The sequence below is a fragment of the Mesorhizobium sp. 113-3-3 genome, assembly GCF_016756495.1.
In the GTDB taxonomy this organism is placed as follows: Bacteria; Pseudomonadota; Alphaproteobacteria; order Rhizobiales; family Rhizobiaceae; genus Mesorhizobium.
The window spans coordinates 784,507-802,564 of record NZ_AP023243.1; the positions used below are offsets into that span (position 1 = coordinate 784,507).

11 protein-coding genes and 1 pseudogene are annotated in these 18,058 nt (G+C 65.7%); 6 read left to right on the forward strand and 6 right to left on the reverse strand.

The features are described 5' to 3' along the window. Nucleotides 1-4 precede the first annotated feature (4 nt). Nucleotides 5-934 carry an N-acetylmuramic acid 6-phosphate etherase gene (locus JG746_RS03650; RefSeq protein WP_202356933.1) on the reverse strand — a complete coding sequence of 310 codons (930 nt, stop codon included), beginning with the start codon at nucleotides 932-934 and terminating at the stop codon, nucleotides 5-7. 198 nt (nucleotides 935-1,132) lie between these two features. On the opposite strand from JG746_RS03650, the gene JG746_RS03655 reads away from it, so the two are divergent. The 6 genes and pseudogenes from JG746_RS03655 (at nucleotide 1,133) to JG746_RS03675 (ending at nucleotide 7,985) form a co-directional block, all read left to right on the forward strand. Continuing rightward, nucleotides 1,133-2,014: an N-acetylglucosamine kinase gene (locus JG746_RS03655; protein WP_202356934.1), complete on the forward strand. Its 882-nt coding sequence runs from the start codon at nucleotides 1,133-1,135 to the stop codon at nucleotides 2,012-2,014. Continuing rightward, nucleotides 2,011-2,793, forward strand: a complete 783-nt coding sequence (locus tag JG746_RS03660) for a GntR family transcriptional regulator (RefSeq protein ID WP_095202943.1) — start codon at nucleotides 2,011-2,013, stop codon at nucleotides 2,791-2,793. The genes JG746_RS03655 and JG746_RS03660 overlap by 4 nt, the downstream gene beginning before the upstream one ends. Further along, nucleotides 2,790-3,818 (forward strand): SIS domain-containing protein, encoded by a 1,029-nt coding sequence (locus JG746_RS03665; protein WP_202356935.1) that lies wholly within the window; start codon nucleotides 2,790-2,792, stop codon nucleotides 3,816-3,818. Before JG746_RS03660 ends, JG746_RS03665 begins: the two co-directional genes overlap by 4 nt. Next, entirely contained in the window at nucleotides 3,815-4,987 is a 1,173-nt protein-coding gene (nagA, locus tag JG746_RS03670) for an N-acetylglucosamine-6-phosphate deacetylase (RefSeq protein WP_202356936.1), read from the forward strand. The genes JG746_RS03665 and nagA overlap by 4 nt, the downstream gene beginning before the upstream one ends. 10 nt (nucleotides 4,988-4,997) lie before the next feature. Then, nucleotides 4,998-5,942 (forward strand): annotated as a pseudogene (locus JG746_RS37070) (NAD(P)/FAD-dependent oxidoreductase); the annotation flags it as partial. Next, nucleotides 5,919-7,985, forward strand: a complete 2,067-nt coding sequence (locus JG746_RS03675) for an ABC transporter ATP-binding protein/permease (RefSeq protein WP_244730864.1) — start codon at nucleotides 5,919-5,921, stop codon at nucleotides 7,983-7,985. The pseudogene JG746_RS37070 and the gene JG746_RS03675, both read left to right, overlap by 24 nt. Here the strand turns inward: JG746_RS03675 and JG746_RS03680 are convergent, their stop codons facing one another. The 5 genes from JG746_RS03680 to JG746_RS03700 form a co-directional block, all read right to left on the reverse strand. Further along, complete coding sequence (locus JG746_RS03680) at nucleotides 7,986-9,500, reverse strand: malonate--CoA ligase (protein WP_202356938.1); 1,515 nt, start codon at nucleotides 9,498-9,500, stop codon at nucleotides 7,986-7,988. A 434-nt stretch (nucleotides 9,501-9,934) separates the two neighbouring features. Beyond that, the gene (locus tag JG746_RS03685; RefSeq protein WP_202356939.1) at nucleotides 9,935-10,678 is read right to left on the reverse strand and encodes a GntR family transcriptional regulator; all 744 of its coding nucleotides are present in this window, start codon (nucleotides 10,676-10,678) and stop codon (nucleotides 9,935-9,937) included. Nucleotides 10,679-11,073: 395 nt separating this feature from the next. Next, on the reverse strand, nucleotides 11,074-11,751 hold the full coding sequence (gene rpe / locus JG746_RS03690) for a ribulose-phosphate 3-epimerase (protein ID WP_202356940.1): 678 nt from the start codon (nucleotides 11,749-11,751) through the stop codon (nucleotides 11,074-11,076). A 206-nt stretch (nucleotides 11,752-11,957) separates the two neighbouring features. Beyond that, complete coding sequence (locus JG746_RS03695; RefSeq protein ID WP_202356941.1) at nucleotides 11,958-15,809, reverse strand: DUF7929 domain-containing protein; 3,852 nt, start codon at nucleotides 15,807-15,809, stop codon at nucleotides 11,958-11,960. Between the two features lie 10 nt (nucleotides 15,810-15,819). After that, the gene (locus JG746_RS03700; protein ID WP_202356942.1) at nucleotides 15,820-18,057 is read right to left on the reverse strand and encodes a hypothetical protein; all 2,238 of its coding nucleotides are present in this window, start codon (nucleotides 18,055-18,057) and stop codon (nucleotides 15,820-15,822) included. Nucleotide 18,058 lies beyond the last annotated feature (1 nt).

The window sequence follows — 18,058 nt, forward strand, 5'->3', positions numbered from 1 at the left end:
GGCCCTACTTCTTTGTTCGAGCATGATCTTTTCCGGGATCATGCTCCAACGCGGAAAGGGCTGGCCGCAGCTTCTGGCCGGCCTCTTCCAGTATCTTCTGCGCCGCATCGGCGCTGTCGGCGCCGGCGGCGAGCAGAATGGCGGTCTTGACCGCGCCGCCGCTCTTTTCGAGCAGCAGGGCCGCTTCATCCCTGTCGCGCCCGCTGATGGCGGCGACGATGCGCGCGGCGCGGTCGCGCAGCTTGATGTTGTCGGCCATGAGATTGACCATATAGCCGTCATGGACATGGCCGAGATGGACGGCGGTCAGGGTCGACAGCATGTTGAGCGCGATCTTCTGCGCGGTGCCGGCGCCCATGCGCGTCGAGCCGGCGATCACTTCCGGCGGTGTTTCCAAGAGGATGGCGGTTTCGGCCTGGCGCAGCAGGGCCGAGTCCCGGTTGTTGGCGATGCCGATGGTGGCCGCACCAAGGCGGGCCGCCTCTTCGATGGCGCGCACGGCATAGGGCGTGGTGCCGCTGGCGGAAAGGGCGATCAGGCAATCGCCGGCACCGATGCCGGCCTTGGCGACCGCCGCCGCGGCTTCCTCCGTATCATCCTCGGGCCCGCCGGCCAGCGTCCGGAAAGCGTCGTCGCCGCCGGCGATCAGGATGGCGATGCGGTCACGCCGGATGCCGAAAGTGCCGGGAAGTTCCAGGGCGTCGGCCAGCGCCATCAGGCCGGAACTGCCGGCAGCGGCATAGGCAAGCTTGCCGCCGCTATTCAGTCGCCCGGCGATGATCCCGGCTGCCTTGGCGATGGCGGGAATGGCGTTGCGGACGGCCTTGGCAGCCTCGATCTGCGCATCGGCCAGCGAAACAAGGATGGTTTCCGGAGCCTGGATATCCAGCCCCTCGGCATTCCTGTGAAGCGCTTCGGTGCGCGTTTCAGCCATCCGTGTTCCTCCAATACCAGAACAATACCAAAAAAATACCACTTGTCCACATGCATTAACGAAATCGCGGACAGGAAATCGATGAGCCGGCGAAATGTGTAGGATTTTCAATAAAATACGGCTTAATCTTTTTGAAACGGAAATTAACCCTTGGCTATTGGTATTTTATTGGTATTATCCATCCGGAGGAGAAATCGCGTGAAATTCGTGCTCGGTATCGATGGCGGCGGCACCAGCTGCAGGGCCGCCCTGGCAACAGTGGACGGCGCCGTCATTGGCCGCGCCAAAAGCGGCGCCGCCAACATCCGCACCGACCTCACCGGGGCGCGCTCGAACATTGTCGACGCCGCGCGGCAGGCTTTCATCGCCGCCGGGCAGGATCCGGAACTGATCCCGCAGACACCCGCCATTCTCGGCCTTGCCGGCGCCAATGTCGGCACCTACCGGCAGCAGCTCGAAGCCATCCTGCCGTTCAGCATCAGCCGCGTCGAGACCGACGCGGAGATCGCGCTTGAAGGCGCCGTCGGCTCCGGTGACGGCGCCATGGCCATCCTCGGCACCGGCACCGCCTATATGGCGCGCAGGCAGGCCAAGTCGCGGGCCATCGGCGGCTGGGGTTTCCAGGTCGGCGACCAGGGCAGCGGCGCCCGCATCGGCCGCGACCTGCTCGAACAGACATTGCTTGCCCATGACGGCGTGCGCGCGCGCTCACCGCTCACCGACGCCATGATGGCGATCTTCCGCAACAATCCCGAGGACGTGGTCGAATTCACCACCAATGCCAAGCCCGGCGATTTCGGCGGCTTCGCGCCCAAAGTGTTCGAGCATGCCGAAAGGGGCGATGCCGTCGCCAACTGGATCGTCGACAAGGCGGTGAGCGATGTCGAGGCCTCGCTCGATGCGCTCGGCCTGTCGGACGGCGCGCCGCTTTGCCTGCTCGGCGGGCTGGCGCCGCTTTACGCGCCGCGCCTGTCGGCGCGCTACCGCTCGCTGCTCAAGCCGCCGCTCGACGACGCGCTGGGCGGTGCCGTGCAGATGGCGGCGCGGCTTTTCGCCAAACCCGTGGAGGCGGCGCGATGAGCGACGCCGCCGACCAGATCTTCGCCACGCTGAAGCAATCCGCGCAGAGCGGCGCACCGCTCTATTTGCAACTGCGCAAGAGCATCGAGGACGCCGTCAACCGAGGCTTGATCGGCCCCGGCGACGCGCTGCCCTCCGAGCGCGACATCGCCACCAAGGCCGACATTTCGCGCGTCACCGTGCGCAAGGCGGTGCAGGATCTGGTCAAGGGCGGCATCCTCGTCCAGCGCCATGGCTCCGGTACGTTCGTGGCGCCACGCATGGAGCGCGTCGAGCAATCGCTGTCGCGGCTGACCTCGTTCACCGAGGACATGGCGCGGCGCGGCATGGCGGTGCGTTCGGCCTGGCTTGATCGTGGGCTCTACGCCCCCTCGCCCGACGAGATGATGGTGCTTGGCCTGTCGTCGAGCGAACTGGTGGCGCGCGTGGCGCGCCTGCGCATCGCCAACGACACGCCGCTGGCTATCGAACGCGCCTCGCTGTCGGCCAGCGTGCTGCCCGACCCGGCGGGCATCGGCTCCTCGCTCTATGCCGCGCTGGAATTGACCGGCAACCGGCCGGTGCGGGCGGTGCAGCGCATCTCGGCCGCCAATCTTGGCGACAGCGATGCGCGCCTGCTCGAAGTGCCGCCGGGTATCGCCGGCCTGCACATCGAACGCATTTCCTATCTGGCGAGCGGCAAAGTGATCGAATTCACCCGCTCCATCTACCGGGGCGACGCCTATGATTTCGTCGCCGAACTGCGGCTGACAGGGCCGAGCGAAGAGGGCCGACCATGATCTCCACCCATATGCAACGCGAGATCGAGGAGATCCCGCAAGCCGTCGCCCGCCTGCTCGATGGCTCCGGCGCCGTGCTCGCCGAAGCCGGGCGCGGCATCAAGGAGCGCAATCCTCATTTCGTCGTCACCGTGGCGCGCGGCTCGTCCGACCATGCCGCCACCTTCATGAAATATGCCGTCGAACTGACTGCGGGCCTTGCCGTCGCTTCGGTCGGCCCGTCCATTGCCTCGATCTATGGCCGCAAGCTGAGGCTCGACGGCTCGGCGTGCCTGGCGATCTCGCAGTCGGGCAAGAGCCCCGACATCGTCGCCATGGCCGAGACCGCACGCGCCGGCGGCGCGCTGACCATCGCCGTCACCAACACCGCCGACTCGCCGCTGGCGCGCGCCTCGGACTATGCGATCGACATCCTCGCCGGGCCTGAGCGCAGCGTCGCGGCCACCAAGACCTTCGTCAATTCCGCCGTCGCCGGCCTCGCGCTGATGGCGCACTCCACCGGCGACGATGCGCTTCTGGCGGCACTTGGCCGCTTGCCCGAGCATTTCGGCAAGGCGATAGCCTGCGACTGGATGAGCGTGCTCTCCGAAACCATCGAGAAGCAGAAATCACTGTTCATCCTCGGTCGCGGACCGTCGGCGGCGATGGCCAACGAGGCGGCGCTGAAATTCAAGGAAACCTGCGGCATGCACGCCGAGGCCTATAGCGCGGCCGAAGTCATGCACGGCCCGCTGGCGCTGATCGGCCCCGACTTCCCGGTGCTGGCATTGGCCGCGCGCGACGCGTCCGAGCCGTCGGTCGCAGAGGCCGCCGACGGTCTGGCGGCCAAGGGGGCGCCGGTGTTCGTCACCTCAGCGCTTGCCAACCGCGCCACGCGCCTGCCGCATGTCGCCACCGGTCATCCGCTGACCGATCCGCTGACGCTGATCGTCTCGTTCTACGTGTTCGTCGAGGCCTTCGCGCGCCATCGCGGCCTCGATCCGGACACACCGCGCAATCTTCGCAAGGTGACGGAGACCGTATGAGCGACCGTTTTGCCCTGACTGGCGCCCGCATTTTCGACGGCGACGACTGGCATGATGGCCACGCTTTGGTCGTGCGCGACGGCCTCGTCGAGGCTATTTCGCCCACAGGCGCCATCGGCTCTGATATCCGCACCGTCGAGACCGGCGGCGGCATGCTGGCGCCGGGCTTCGTCGACATCCAGGTCAATGGCGGCGGCGGCGTCATGCTCAACGACCACCCCGATGTCGCCTCGATCGAAACCATATGCCGGGCGCATGCGCCGTTCGGCACGACGGCGCTGCTGCCGACGCTGATCACCGACACGCCGGAGATCACCGCGTCCGCCATCGCCGCCGGCGAGGCCGCCGCCTTGCAACAGGTGCCAGGCTTCCTCGGCCTGCATCTCGAAGGCCCGCATCTGTCGATCGCGCGCAAGGGCGCGCATGATCCGGCGCTGATCCGGCCGATGACGGATGCCGACCAGGCGATGCTGATCGCGGCGCGGCAAAAGCTGCCGGTGCTGCTCGCCACGATCGCGCCTGAATCCGTCGATCCGGCGCGTGTCGCGGCCTTGGCCAAGGCCGGCATCATCGTCAGCCTCGGCCATTCCGACACGGGTTACGCCACGGCAAAGGCCTTCGCCGAGGCCGGCGCGGGCGTGGTCACCCATCTGTTCAACGCCATGAGCCAGATCGGCAACCGCGAGCCTGGCCTCGTCGGCGCGGCCATCGACATCGGCACCTTGTCCGCCGGGCTGATAGCCGACGGCATCCATGTCCATCCGGCCAGCATCAGAACGGCGCTCGACGCCAAGAAAGGGCCGGGCAAGATCGTGCTGGTCTCCGACGCCATGGCGACGATCGGCACCGACATGACCTCGTTCACGCTGAACGGCCGCACCATCTACCGCCGGGACGGAAGTCTGCGGCTCGCCGACGGGACACTGGCGGGCGCCGACCTCGACATGATCTCGGCCGTGCGCTTCATGCACGATGTCGTCGGCATCGATCTGTCCGAGGCCTTGCGGATGGCCTCGCTCTATCCGGCGCAGGCGATCGGCCAGTCGCACCGGCTTGGCCGCCTGGCCAACGGCACGGCGGCCGACATCGTTGCGCTGTCGGACGATCTTGGCATAGGAAGCGTCTGGATCGGCGGCGCCAAAGTGTTCGAAGCCGGCGCTCCACGCTGAGAGCGAGGCCATGCAGACAATCGATTGTGTCGTCGCCGGAGCCGGCGTCGTCGGGCTTGCCGTCGCCAGGGCGCTTGCTCTGGCGGGCCGCGAGGTGGTGGTGATCGAGCAGGCCGATGCGATCGGCACCGTCACCAGTTCGCGCAATTCCGAAGTTATCCATGCCGGCCTCCATTATGCGCCGGGAAGCCTGAAGGCCCGGCTCTGCGTCGAAGGGCGCCGGCGTCTCTATGGCTACTGCGCCGAACACGACATCGCCCATGCCCGCACCGGCAAGCTCATCGTCGCCAGCGAGCACGGCCAGACGGACGGGTTGCGGAAGATCGAGGCCAATGCGCGACGCTGCGGCGTCGACGATCTCCAATTCCTGACGCAAAGCGAGGCCGAAAGCCTGGAGCCGGCGCTGACATGCGCCGGCGCACTGCTGTCGCCATCGACGGGCATTGTCGACAGCCATGCGCTGATGCAGTCGCTGCGTGGCGACGCCGAAGCCGCCGGCGCGTCCTTTGCCTTCCTGACCACCGTTGCCGGGGCGACGATCGGGGCCGACCGGATCCGGATCGACACGCGTGACGCGAATGGCGAGGCCTTCGCCCTGGCGGCCGGCGCCTTCATCAATGCAGCAGGCCTCGATGCGCAGGCCGTGGCCGGCCGGATCGAGGGTTTCCCACAGCGGCTCATCCCCAGGCAGTGGCTGGCGCGTGGAAATTATTTCGCGCTTCCGGGCCGGTCGCCCTTTTCGAGGCTGATCTATCCGGTTCCGGTCGACGGCGGCCTCGGCGTCCATCTGACGCTCGACCTCGGCGGCAGCGCGCGCTTCGGGCCCGATGTCGAATGGATCGATCATGTCGATTACACCGTCGATCCTGGCCGAAGCGCCGTCTTCTACGAGGCGATCCGGCGCTATTGGCCCGGTCTCGCCGACGGCACCCTGCAGCCGGCCTATGCCGGGGTCCGGCCGAAACTATCCGGCCCGGGCCAGGCGGCGAAGCCGCAACGGCAAAAGCCGCGTGGCCAGAAACCACGCGAGTACGAGCCGCGCGACAAGAAGCCACGCAACAAGAAGGCATCGGCCGTCGAAGCGGCGGCCTCCGAGATCGTTGGTGAAGCGCCCCCGCCGGAGGCTGTCGAACCTGATCCCAAGCTGACGCCCGAGGAAGCCGAACAGGCGCGCAAGAAATACCTGCTCAGGCGGTTCTGGATCAGCGGGCGCGGCTATTGGGGACGGCACGGCGACAAGCTCGCCTGGCCGCTGACGATCGGACTGTTGATCCTGATCTGCGTCAATGTCGGCTTCCAGTACGGGATCAATGTCTGGAACCGTGCCATCTTCGACGCCATCGAGAAGCGCGACGCCCACACCGTCTATTTCCTGAGCGCGGTGTTCATCCCGCTTGTGCTCGGCAGCATCAGCCTTGTCGTCACACAGGTCTATCTGCGCATGACCATGCAGCGCCGCTGGCGGTCCTGGCTGACCACCTTGGTGATAGCGCGCTGGCTCGCCAACGGCCGCTACTATCAGCTGAATCTCGTGCAGGGCGACCACCAGAACCCCGAGGCCCGCCTTTCGGAGGATCTGCGGGTGGCCACCGAGGCGCCCGTCGACTTCGTTGCCGGCGTCATTGTCGCCACCCTGTCGGCCTCGACCTTCATCGTCGTGCTGTGGACGATCGGCGGGGCGTTGAGCGTCAGCCTGGGAGGCTCGACCTTCACCGTGCCCGGCTTCCTCGTCATCACCGCGGTGATCTATGCCGCGATCACCTCCACCTCGATGTTCGTCATCGGCCGCGATTTCGTGCGGCTGTCCGAAGAGAAGAACCAGACGGAAGCCGAATTCCGCTACGTGTTGACGCGCGTGCGCGAAAACGGCGAGAGCATCGCCTTGCTGGGCGGCGAGGAAGAGGAACGCAGCGGCATCGACAAGACCTTTGCCGGCGTGTTGAAACGCTGGGCGCAACTGACCGGCCAGCACATGCGCACGGCGCTGGTTTCGCAGGGCTCGAGCCTGTTCGCGCCGGTCGTGCCGGTCCTGCTGTGCGCGCCGAAGTTCCTCGATGGCTCGATGTCGCTCGGCCAGGTCATGCAGGCGGCCTCCGCCTTCGCCATCGTGCAGGGCGCCTTCGGATGGCTGGTGGACAACTACCCGCGCCTTGCCGACTGGAACGCCTCGGCACGCCGCATCGCCTCGCTGATGATGTCGCTCGACGGGCTGGAACGTGCCGAGCAGAGCGACGAGCTCGGGCGCATCCAGCACGGCGAGACCAAGGGCGATACGATGCTCTCCCTCGACAATCTCTCCGTGACGCTCGATGACGGCACGTCCGTGGTCAAGGAAACCGAAGTCGGGGTCGAAGCAGGCGAGCGCGTGCTGGTGTCGGGCGAATCCGGCTCGGGCAAATCAACGCTGGTGCGGGCGATCGCCGGCCTGTGGCCCTGGGGCAGCGGCGGCGTCAATTTCCATCCCGACAAGCGATTGTTCATGCTGCCGCAGCGGCCCTACATCCCTTCCGGCACGCTTCGCCGCGTGGTCGCCTACCCCGCGGCCGCCGACAATTGGAAGCTTGAACAGATCAAGGCCGCCCTCGACAAGGTCGGCCTCGGCCACCTCACGGGGCGGATCAAGGAGGAAGCGCCCTGGGACCAGACCTTGTCGGGCGGCGAAAAACAGCGGGTTGCCTTCGCGCGGCTCCTGCTGCATCGCCCCGACATCGTCGTGCTGGACGAGGCGACCTCGGCGCTGGACGAAAAGAGCCAGGACCAGATGATGCAAACGGTGATCCGCGAATTGCCCGAGGTCACCATCGTCAGCGTGGCGCACCGCGCCGAACTGGAAGCCTTCCACACCCGCAAGATCACGCTGGAGCGGCACAAGGGCGGCGCGAAACTGGTCGGGGATATCGATCTCGTGCCGCGCAAGCGCAAACGCGGCCTGCTCCAGCGCGCCTTGTGGGGCTCCGGCACGAGGGCCGAAAAGCCGCGCAAGACGGCGAAGCGGTAGTCAGGACACGTAAAGATCCTTGTAGGCGTCGCGCAGAAGATTCTTTTGCACCTTGCCCATCGTGTTGCGCGGCAATTCGTCGACGAAGATCACCTGCTTCGGGTGCTTGTACCTAGCCACGCGTTCGGCAATGGCGGCGAGGATTTCGGCCCCGGTGATCTGTGTCCCCGGCGCCCGCACGACGACCGCGGTGACGCCTTCGCCGAAATCCGGATGGGCGACGCCGATGACGGCGCTTTCCATGACCCCGTCAAGCGCGTCGATCTCGCTTTCGAGCTCCTTCGGATAGATATTGTAGCCACCCGAAATGATCAGGTCCTTGCCGCGGCCGACAATATGGACATAGCCATCGGTGTCGACCATGCCGAGATCGCCCGTGATGAAGAAACCGTCGGTGCGGAATTCCGCCTTGGTCTTTTCCGGCATGCGCCAGTAACCGCCAAATACGTTCGGACCCTTGACCTCGATCATGCCGACCTCGCCTTGGGCCAGCGGCTTGCCGCTGTCGGGGTCGGCGATGCGCAAAGCGACACCTGGCAAGGGGAAGCCGACCGTGCCGGCGCGCCGCTCGCCCTCATAGGGGTTCGACGTGTTCATGTTGGTTTCGGTCATGCCGTAGCGTTCGAGGATGGCGTGGCCGGTGCGCTCGCGCCAGGCCTTGTGCGTTTCGGCCAGCAGCGGCGCCGAGCCGGACACGAACAGGCGGATGTTTTTCGCCGCCTCGCGATCCAGGGCGTCCTGCTGCAGCAGCCTGGTGTAGAAGGTCGGCACGCCCATCAGCGCGGTGGCGCGCGGCAACAGCGCGACGATGCGGGCCGGATCGAATTTCTGCTCGAACAGCATCGCGGCGCCGGCCATCAGGACGACGCTGGTGGCGACGAACAGGCCATGGGTGTGGAAGATCGGCAAAGCGTGGATCAGCACGTCGCCCGGCGTGAAGCGCCATTGCTCGACCAGCACCCGCGCATTCGAGGCCAGGTTCTCGTGGCTGAGCATGGCGCCTTTCGAGCGGCCTGTCGTTCCCGACGTGTAGAGGATTGCCGCGAGATCGTCCGGCCCGCGCGCCACGTCGTGAAAATCCGACGGCAGACGCGAGGCCTGGTCCGTCAGGGATCCCCGGCCGTTGCGATCGAGCGTGACCACGACGGCACCCGATGGCTCGACCATGCGCCCGATATCGGCCGCCTTTGCTGGATCGCAGACGACGAGCCGGGGCTCCGCATCCCCGAAGAAATAGCCGAGCTCGGTCAGCGTGTAGGCGGTGTTGAGCGGCAGGAAGACGGCACCGGCGCGCACGCAGGCGAGATAGAGCAGCAGCGCCTCCGGGCTCTTCTCGACCTGCACGGCAACCCGGTCACCCGGCTCTACATCCAACTGCAAAAGCGCATGCGCGAACTGTGCCGACCGCGCCAGCATGTCGCCATAGCTGAGCGAGCGCTCATCATCGGTTTCCATCAACAGATGTCCGGGCGCCGGCATGCGGGACCGGAACGCGTCGAACAGATGATTGCTCATGAAGTCTTTTCCTGGGGTGGTGGAACGGCAGGCCTTGCATGCGTCGCAAGCTGCATGGGTTGGCAGCGAAGCGTTCGCGTTTCTCCGCGATGCCGTCAAGACTGGAGATGGCGGTTCACAAAGGCAATCGCTTTCCGACTTGTGGCGGAACCTGCCAATCGCCGAGGTCGGCGCTGCCCCTCATCGCCCTGCCGGGCATTTCTCCCCGTATAGTGACGGGGAGAAAGAGGCTGGCCGCAACGCAGGCGCCCTTTCTGCAATGCTGACAATTGGCGAAAGCGGCGATGACAGCGCCCCTCTCCCCGTCACTATACGGGGAAAGGGTGCCGGCAGGCAGGTGAGGGGCGGCGCTGGCCTGGAAAATAGTGCGTCGCGGCGGTTCGCCCAACCGCGTCAAATAAAAGGCTACTCGCGAAGGCTCGCCAGCTGAGTAATCACCGCCGGGCGCGTTCGGCCGAGGCGGCGACCTTTGAGGCTTCGCCTTGCTTGAAGCGTTCCATGCATATGGAAGCGGTCAGCTGGTAGTGATTGATCAGCGCCTGGACGGCGCCGTCGGCATTGCCGTCCAGCGCGCATTCGGCGATCAGCCGGTGTTCGGCGAAATCGTCGCGCTGGGCGCTTTCGCCGTCATTGGCCATCTGCCGGTAGCGATAGGCGTGATCGGAAAGCTGATCGCAGAAGCCCACCAGCCAGTGCGACCGGCAGGCTGAAATCAGCACCCGATGGAAGGTGCGGTGCAGCTTCTCCCAGTCCGGATCGAGCGACGTGGCATTTTGCGGCGTCATACGTGAGGCGCGGCCCAGGCGATGCAGCGCCAGCACCACCTGTTCTTCCCATTCAGCGGTGCGGTGGGCGATGGATTCGCGAAGCGCCCGCTCCTCGAGCCAGCAGCGGGTGCGCGTCAGCTCCTCGAGCTCCGTCGCACTGACCGGCATGATGAAAAAGCCACGCTGGTCGTGGCGACCAAGAAGCCCTTCGGACGCAAGGCGATTGAGGGCTTCACGAACCGGGGAAGCGCCGGCGCCATATTTGGAAACAACCCACTCGACACGCAGTTTGCTTTCGGTTTCGAGAGCGCCGCCGAGAAGATCATCCCGCAATTGTTGGTAGACCGTGCTGGCAAGTGTGCTCTTGGATCCTGTGCCGTCGTCGTTCAGGTTGGCAGCTCCATATGTCAAGGCTCACTCCTTGTCCCCAGTTTTCCGGGCAATGCGAGTCCGAGAAGGATCTTCCGTACATGTACCCTACAGTGTCTGCGTCAAGGGGCTCAAGCAGAAGATGGCGCTATTGTACTTAAGCACAAAGGAATATATCCCAATCTGCATCCGATCGTGGAAATTCGCATATCTCTACAACCAGCAGAAACTTAACATGTTTTGTATGCACGCAGGATTATCTGTTTCTTGTGTGCTTGTGCGAGCATCTTTTCTGTCGCGCGCAAAGACAGGCCGGTTCACCCGAATCAAGGCCTCCGGTGCGCGGTGATTCGGGTGCGGCGGACCCTGAAGGGTCATGTTCGCATGGGGACTCTTAGCCGACCGTTGGATTTTGAGCCGGAAGGGAACGCGATGCGCTAGCCGGCGGCCTTGTCGGCCGCTGTCCTGATCGCCTCGATGTTGGCGCGGTAGGCTTCGACGCTGTCGCCCTTGAAGATGGCCGCACCCGCCACCAGCACATCGGCGCCGGCCGCTGTGACCAGGGGGGCTGTTTCGGGCGAGACACCGCCATCGATCTCGATGCGGATCGGCCGGTCACCGATCAGCGCCTTGACCCTTCTCACCTTGTCGACGATCCCGGGAATGAAGGCCTGGCCGCCAAAGCCCGGATTGACGGTCATGATCAGGATCAGGTCCAGCCGGTCGAGCACATATTCGATCATCGTTTCCGGCGTCGCCGGATTGAGCGACACGCCCGCCTTCTTGCCGAGATTCCTGATGGTCTGCAGCGAGCGGTCGAGATGCGGCCCGGCCTCGGCATGCACCGTCATGCCGTCACAGCCGGCTTCGGCGAAGGCGGCGAGATAGGGATCGGCCGGGGCAATCATCAGATGGCAGTCGAAGAAGGCCCTGGTGCGGTTGCGGATCGCCTTGATGACAGGCGGGCCGAAGGTGATGTTGGGGACGAAATGGCCATCCATGACATCGAGATGGATCCAGTCGGCGCCCGCGGCGGCGACGGCTTCGACCTCGTCGCCGAGCTTCGAAAAGTCCGAAGCCAGCACCGACGGTGCGATCAAGGTCTTTCTGCTCATCTCGAGGCCTTTCCGGGCGCCCTTTTCATACCGGTCACTCTGGACCGACTGCCTAATGCGCGGCGGGTGACTTGTCGAGGGTGCAGACACGGCGGCTCCACAGGCTTGGGTGGCGTTGCCGCGTCTTTGCTCCCCGATTGCGCCGCGTCACGAAGAAACCCGCCGGATCGCTCCGGCGGGTTTCTGGTCTGGCGTCGAGCAGATCCTTACTGCTGCTGGAGCTTCAGGATTCTGTTTGGTACCGGATCCTGCTGATCGACCTGCGGCTGACGCCGTGGCAGCACCTGCTGCAGCAGCAGTCCCGGGTTGATCTCCAGCGATGGTTGTCCTCGGATCGGGCGGCAGTTTGGATACCGTCCGATCGTGCCTTCCGGGCAGCGCCGCTTGAAGATCGGCTGGCACTGGCCATCGATCATCTGCGTGCCCGGCGCGCATTCCATCTGTGGCCTGGGCCTGCGGCATGCGCCGTCGATCACTTCGGTCCCACGCGGACAGACACACTCGCCGCGCTTGTTGTGGACCTGGCCGCGTATGTCGCACTGCTCCAGTTGCGGCTGCTTGCGCCGGCATGCGCCGTCGATCACCTCGGTCCCACGCGGGCAGACGCAATCGCCATTGGCATCGTGCACCTGGCCACGGATGGCGCACTGCTCAGGCTTCGGCCTCGCCGGACGGCAGGCCCCGTTGCGCAGCTCGGTGCCCCGCGGACAGACGCAATCGCCATCGCCATTGCGGATCTGGCCGGGGATGCGGCACTCCTGAGGCTTCGGCCGCACCGGACGGCAGGCGCCGTTGCGCACCTCGGTCCCTTGCGGGCAGACGCAATCGCCATCGCCATTGCGGATCTGGCCGGGGATGCGGCACTCCTGAGGCTTCGGCCGCACCGGACGGCAGGCGCCGTTGCGCACCTCGGTCCCTTGCGGGCAGACACAATCGCCATTGGCATCATGGATCTGGCCGCGGATGGTGCACTGCTCGGGCCTGTCGGTCCTGACGCACTTCCCGTTCTCCAGCGCCGTGCCGCGCGGGCAGATGCAGCGCCCGTCCTCGGTGCGGATCTGGCCTTCGAGCAGCACGCAGCGCTTCGGCGGCGGCGGTGGCGTCGGCAGAATGTTGGTGCCGCCGCCAGTGCACTGGCCGTTGCGGAAGGTGGTGCCTTCCGGGCAGACGCAGCGGCCGGCATCGTTCATGACGAAGCCTGGCGAGCACTCCTTCTTCACCTCATGGGTGATGATGAAGGGGTGGCACGCATAGGCCTTGCCGCGATCGCCCTGCGCATTGGCAGCATCCTTGGGCAGCACGTCGCCGCCGCCCTGCACCCGCGAGTCGGGAGACAGGACGCCAACGCAGTTCTGGCCATTGACGTTGCCCTGCAGATTGGCGAGACGCCCGTCGTCGGGAATGACCACGGTGACGTGATGCGACTGGCTTTCGCCGGCGCCGAGCGTCAGGTTGGCGATGCAGGACAGAGGCAGGGTCGACGGTTCGGGCGAACAGCCAAAGGGCGGGTCGATCGAGGTGATCGCAACGCCGTCCAGCCGGCCGAGACCCTCCACACCGATCGCATCGCCGATGCGGACAGGGCCGGAGAAGGGGCTCGTCCCGTCATTGGTGATGGTGATGTCGAACGAGCATGGCTGGCCCAGCCGGCACTCGCGGTCGCCGGTCTTTTCGACACGGATGGTCGAAGAGCCGCCGCCCTTGGCGCAGGCCTGGCCGATCGGATAGACGACGTCGTCGCCTGGCGCCGGTCCGTAGGAGCCGCGCGCGCAGTTCTCGAACTCGCCATTGGCCGAGACCGTCACGTCGAAGTGCCGGCTGGTTCCGGGCGTCATGACGGCGCCGGGAATCTGGCACGACAGCGTGTTGGCCGGGACCGGTCCGCACGCCCATTCCGCGCCGTCGGGGGTGACGGTCTGGATCTGGACGGGCGCGCCGCCCGACACCAGCGTGGCGGCATCGTTGACCCGCACCGGACCGGTGGGGGCTGCCGTGCCGGCGTTGGAGACGGTGATGCGGCAAGAGACAACCGCGGCACCGGCGAGCGAGCCGTTGCACACCTTGGTGATGCGCAGGCCTGGCTTGCCGCCATTGGGACGGCGGATGCGTTCCTTGGCGCAGGCCTTGTTGTTGGTGAGGTCGACCTCACCGGGAATGGCCTTCACCGCGGCGCAGTTCTCGACCGTGTCCGACTGATAGCCTGCCGGCATGACCGCCTTGACGAAGATCGGCGTCGAGGCGCCCGCGGGCAGCGAGATGCCGGCATTGTCGCAGCGGAACTGGCCGGGGCCGTTCGGACGGCATGTCCAGGGCGGGCTCGGCCCAAAGGTCGAGGAGCTCGGCGCGCCGCCAGGATAGTTGTCGATCACCGTCAACGGCCCGTTATAGGTCGACGTGCCGTTGTTGATGATGTCGATCACGAAGTAGCAGACGCCGTCCGGCGTGCAGACCGGGATGCGCGCGCGCTTCTTCAGGATCAGGTCGACCTTCTTCTCGACCGGCGGCTGGCAGTCGCGGTCACGATCACCACGGCGGCAGATCGGGATCGAGGCGCAGCCACGGTCGTTTTGCTGGCTGCCGAACAACGGCTTGCCGCTGGCCGGATAATTGTAGGTGGCGCAGTTGCGCAGCACCTTGCCTTGCCAGCCCCCGGCCGGCTTGAAGCCGAGCTTGAGGTCGACAAAGGCCCCCGGATTGAGCGTCGTCACCGGATGGGTGCATGTCATCGGGGTGGTGCCGGGGACGCAGACCCAGGGCGGATTGGGCCCTGAACTCAGCGTCGAGCCGGCCGGCAGCGTCACCTCGTCGAGCACGATCTTGCCGTTGTAGGGCGCGGTGCCGACATTGGTGACCCGGATGGTGAAGTCGCAGCCGCCGGCCATGGTGCAGCGCGCGACATCGGCGCGTTTCTCGACCTTGAGGTCCGGCTCCTTGTCCTTGGGCGGGCAGCGCTGGTCACGCGGGATGACGATGTCGATGGTCTGCGTGCAGCACAGGCCCCAGCCCTCCTTCGGGCCGGCATAGGTCTCGATGCCGGTGACGATGAGGTGGATGACGTCGCCGGGCGATGCGCCGACGATCTTCCAGTTGAGCACGCCGCCGCCCGGAGGCACCAGCTGGGTGTCGGGGATGATGGTGATGCCGGGCGTGGTGGTCGACACCTGCACCCATTTGCCGCCCATCTCGGGGCCGACAGGCATGTGGTAGATGAAGGCGCCGCCGCCGGGCACGCAATCGACCGTGCCGCGTTCCACCTTGAAGCATTCCTTGCCGGGAGGTGGTGGTGGCGGGTTGCACTTGGTGACATCGATCTTGATCGAGGTCTTGACGCCGGTCTTGAAGTCGCCGTCGTCGGGCTTGCTCGGATCCTGCGACGGGAGGATGGCCCCGGTGCCGACGCCCGGCGTCGCCTTGATCACACCCTGGTTGTCGACGATCGTCGGCGCGGGAAACGCCGCGTGGTCGATCTTGGCGGTGATCCGGAAATTGATGACGCGTTCGTTCGCAGCACCGGCGCCGTCGAGATCGGCGGCGGAGAGCCGGAAATCGGAAACCGTCGCCGTGTCGTTGGGATTTGCCGAGGTGATGATCGAAGCGCCCGGCAGTGGCCCGCCGGAGGCATCCGTGCCGTCGCCGGACACATTGACGTTGACGATGGCAAGGCCGTGCGGAAGCTGGTCCTTGAAGTCGAGCTTGAGCTTGTTCAGCCTGGCCGCGAGGCTTGGGTCGGCAAAGCCTTGCGGATCGCCGCGCAAGCCGAAGCTCAGCGAGTAGACGACGTAGTCGCAGCCTCTCTGGGTGCCTGTCTTGGTGAAGAAAGGCACGAGCCGGTCCGGCCTCGGATTGACGACGCGCGAATTGTCGAGGTCGAGCTTCAGTTCCGGGGTGATCGGAGCGGCGTCTTCCGCGTGGCTTGCGAGAGGGGTGAACATGGCGACCGCGATACCGGCCGCCATCAGCCAGCGCGCGCCGCGCCTGGCGTATGACAGGGGTTTCATGATCGTCTCCATGACGGTTGAGTTGTTTTGCGCGAGCGGGGAGAGTGCGAGATTGTTCATCTTCCCCTCCTCAACGTTCGCAGCTGACGGCTGGGGTGCGGAGCGGCAAGGTCATCTTGCAGCAAGGGTAGTAGCCACCCTTGTCCTTGTCGGACTTCCTGTAGAAGCAAAGTCCAACATCCACTCTGTCGCCCGGATAGTGGCCGGTGATGCCGATCGTGTAAGGCGCGCCGGGCGCATGCGACATGGGTGAGGTCACCCCGACGCCTGGCGTCCTGGACTGGGCCTTGATCGAATCGCCGCCGAAGCCGGCATGGTCATGGAGATAGAGATCGGCCTCGAGGCCCGAAGGCGTGCAGTAATACCTGATATCCTCGACATCGAGACAGGGAGGCAGATTGCCGGGCGGTGGGAAGTCCGGCGGGTAGAAAGGTGGCAGATAGCCGCCCGGGACTTCTTCATAATAGCCGGCGCGGCCCTCGCAGGGGTGCCAGACGGCGACGTCGCCGACATGGCCTTCCACCTCGGGATCCTCGAAATAGCCGTCGAAATCGACGAACCAGGAGCCGAAGGGCGGCACGTTGGCCGGCTTGACCAGGTCCTTGGGCGTGATCTGCACGCCATGCACGGCGAGCGGCCCGCCGGCGGCGAGCTGGTCGGCAAGCGTCGGGTTGTCGCGCAATTTGTCGCCGGTGTTGACCAGCGTCTGCGTGCAGACCGAGGTGTCGAGATTGCCGTCGGCGTCATAGCCATATTGCAAGTCGAGGCCGCCGGCCGACTGCCTGTTGCCCTGCGGGAACCCGACCGCATATTCCTGCGGCGCTTCCACCCAGACCGATTCCGTTGCCGGATCGTCTGGATTCTCTCTGAAGTAGCGGATGACCTCGCCTTTGCCGGAATCGGCGAACTGGCTGTAATCGTAGCGGTTTTCGACCGGGCCGCGCTGGGCGAGATACATGAAGCCGCTGTTGTCGAAGGCGATGTCGGTGACGGCGTAATCCTTGTCGGCCTTGACGGTCAGTTCCCAGCGCGGGTCGCCGGCAAAGCTGCCGTCACGGGCAATGCCCACCGACCAGATTTCCGACTTTTCGCCGACCGAATAATAGAGCCGGCCGCCATGATAGGAGACGGCCCAGACGCGGCGCTCATCCTGGGTGTAACCCCAGGTCTCGGGGTCTTCCGTGTCGAAGGCGGCGCCCTGTATGTCCATCACCGCGCCATCGTCGGCGACCGGAGCCAGACTGTGCGCCGGGCGCCCGGCGACGCCATGATCGAACGTGTCGATCAGCCCACCGTTGGCGTCGATGCGATGGATCAGGCCGGTGTCGAGGTCCGAGGCGAAGAACTGGCGGTGATTGGGATCGAAGGTGAGGTTGCCGATGCCGGGACCGCTGTTGGTATCGATATCGGCGAATTTGGCGACCTGGCCGGTGATGCCGTCGATCTTCCAGATGGTGCCCGGCCCGCCACCGTTTTCGGTGCCGAACTGGCCATCCATGAAGGTGGCGCCCGCCGTGCCGCGGCGCTGCCGCTCCGGCCTGCCGTCGCTGTCGGTATCGGGCGTGACGATGCGGATGCCGTGCAGCGAGGTGGCGGCGGCGTAGAGGTTGGGAATGCCCGACGGAACGCCGTCGCGCACGCCGTCATCATAGGTGACGCCGAAAACCTGGCCGATCTGGCCCGCCGTCACCTCGAAAGGCGGCGGCGTGAAGACGAGCTGGCCCGAAGCCGGCCCGCCGAGATGCGAAACGTCGAAAACGCGCAAGGTGGCGCGCGTGGTGTCGATGAAGGTTTCGTCGACCGGATCGACACCGGGCGGCAGCCCTTCATCGAAATTCGGGATGACGGTGCCGGAAAATCCGGTGACCGCCATCGAACCGGGGTAGATGATCTGGGTGTCCTGCGCCCTGGCGATGCCGCCAAACCAAAGGCCGGCGGTCAGGGCAAATGCAAGAAGTCCGCCGGTTGCCTTGATCAGGCGGTGTAAACGGCTGGTGTGAGAAGACACGAACAGGCCGTGATCGCAAGACATGGAACTCCCCCCGAAGTCTACGGGAGGAACTTCCGGTTGGGCCGCGCGAACCAGGGCAAGGCGCGGCGGTCCGGCTCGTTCTTCCCTGCTCGAATTGTCTGCTTTCCTCATTGTCACGATACGCCTGCTCTTACGCAGGGTCAACGGAATCAGCGGGAAGCCCAGCGCATCGACCCCGTCCCGAAGGCGGTGGTCGCGCCGAGCTCCTGTTGTTCCCGGAGACCCAGGAGTCTCTGGGTTGCTGGTCATGGGGGCTTCCTTTCCGGGCCGCACCATG

Bases quoted from the DNA above. Each gene is read 5' to 3' on its own strand.
- JG746_RS03650 (WP_202356933.1), bottom strand. From the start codon at position 934: ATGGCTGAAACGCGCACCGAAGCGCTTCACAGGAATGCCGAGGGGCTG.
- JG746_RS03660 (WP_095202943.1), top strand. From the start codon at position 2,011: ATGAGCGACGCCGCCGACCAGATCTTCGCCACGCTGAAGCAATCCGCG.
- JG746_RS03665 (WP_202356935.1), top strand. From the start codon at position 2,790: ATGATCTCCACCCATATGCAACGCGAGATCGAGGAGATCCCGCAAGCC.
- nagA (WP_202356936.1), top strand. From the start codon at position 3,815: ATGAGCGACCGTTTTGCCCTGACTGGCGCCCGCATTTTCGACGGCGAC.
- JG746_RS03680 (WP_202356938.1), bottom strand. From the start codon at position 9,500: ATGAGCAATCATCTGTTCGACGCGTTCCGGTCCCGCATGCCGGCGCCC.
- rpe (WP_202356940.1), bottom strand. From the start codon at position 11,751: ATGAGCAGAAAGACCTTGATCGCACCGTCGGTGCTGGCTTCGGACTTT.
- JG746_RS03695 (WP_202356941.1), bottom strand. From the start codon at position 15,809: ATGAACAATCTCGCACTCTCCCCGCTCGCGCAAAACAACTCAACCGTC.
- JG746_RS03700 (WP_202356942.1), bottom strand. From the start codon at position 18,057: ATGGTGCGGCCCGGAAAGGAAGCCCCCATGACCAGCAACCCAGAGACT.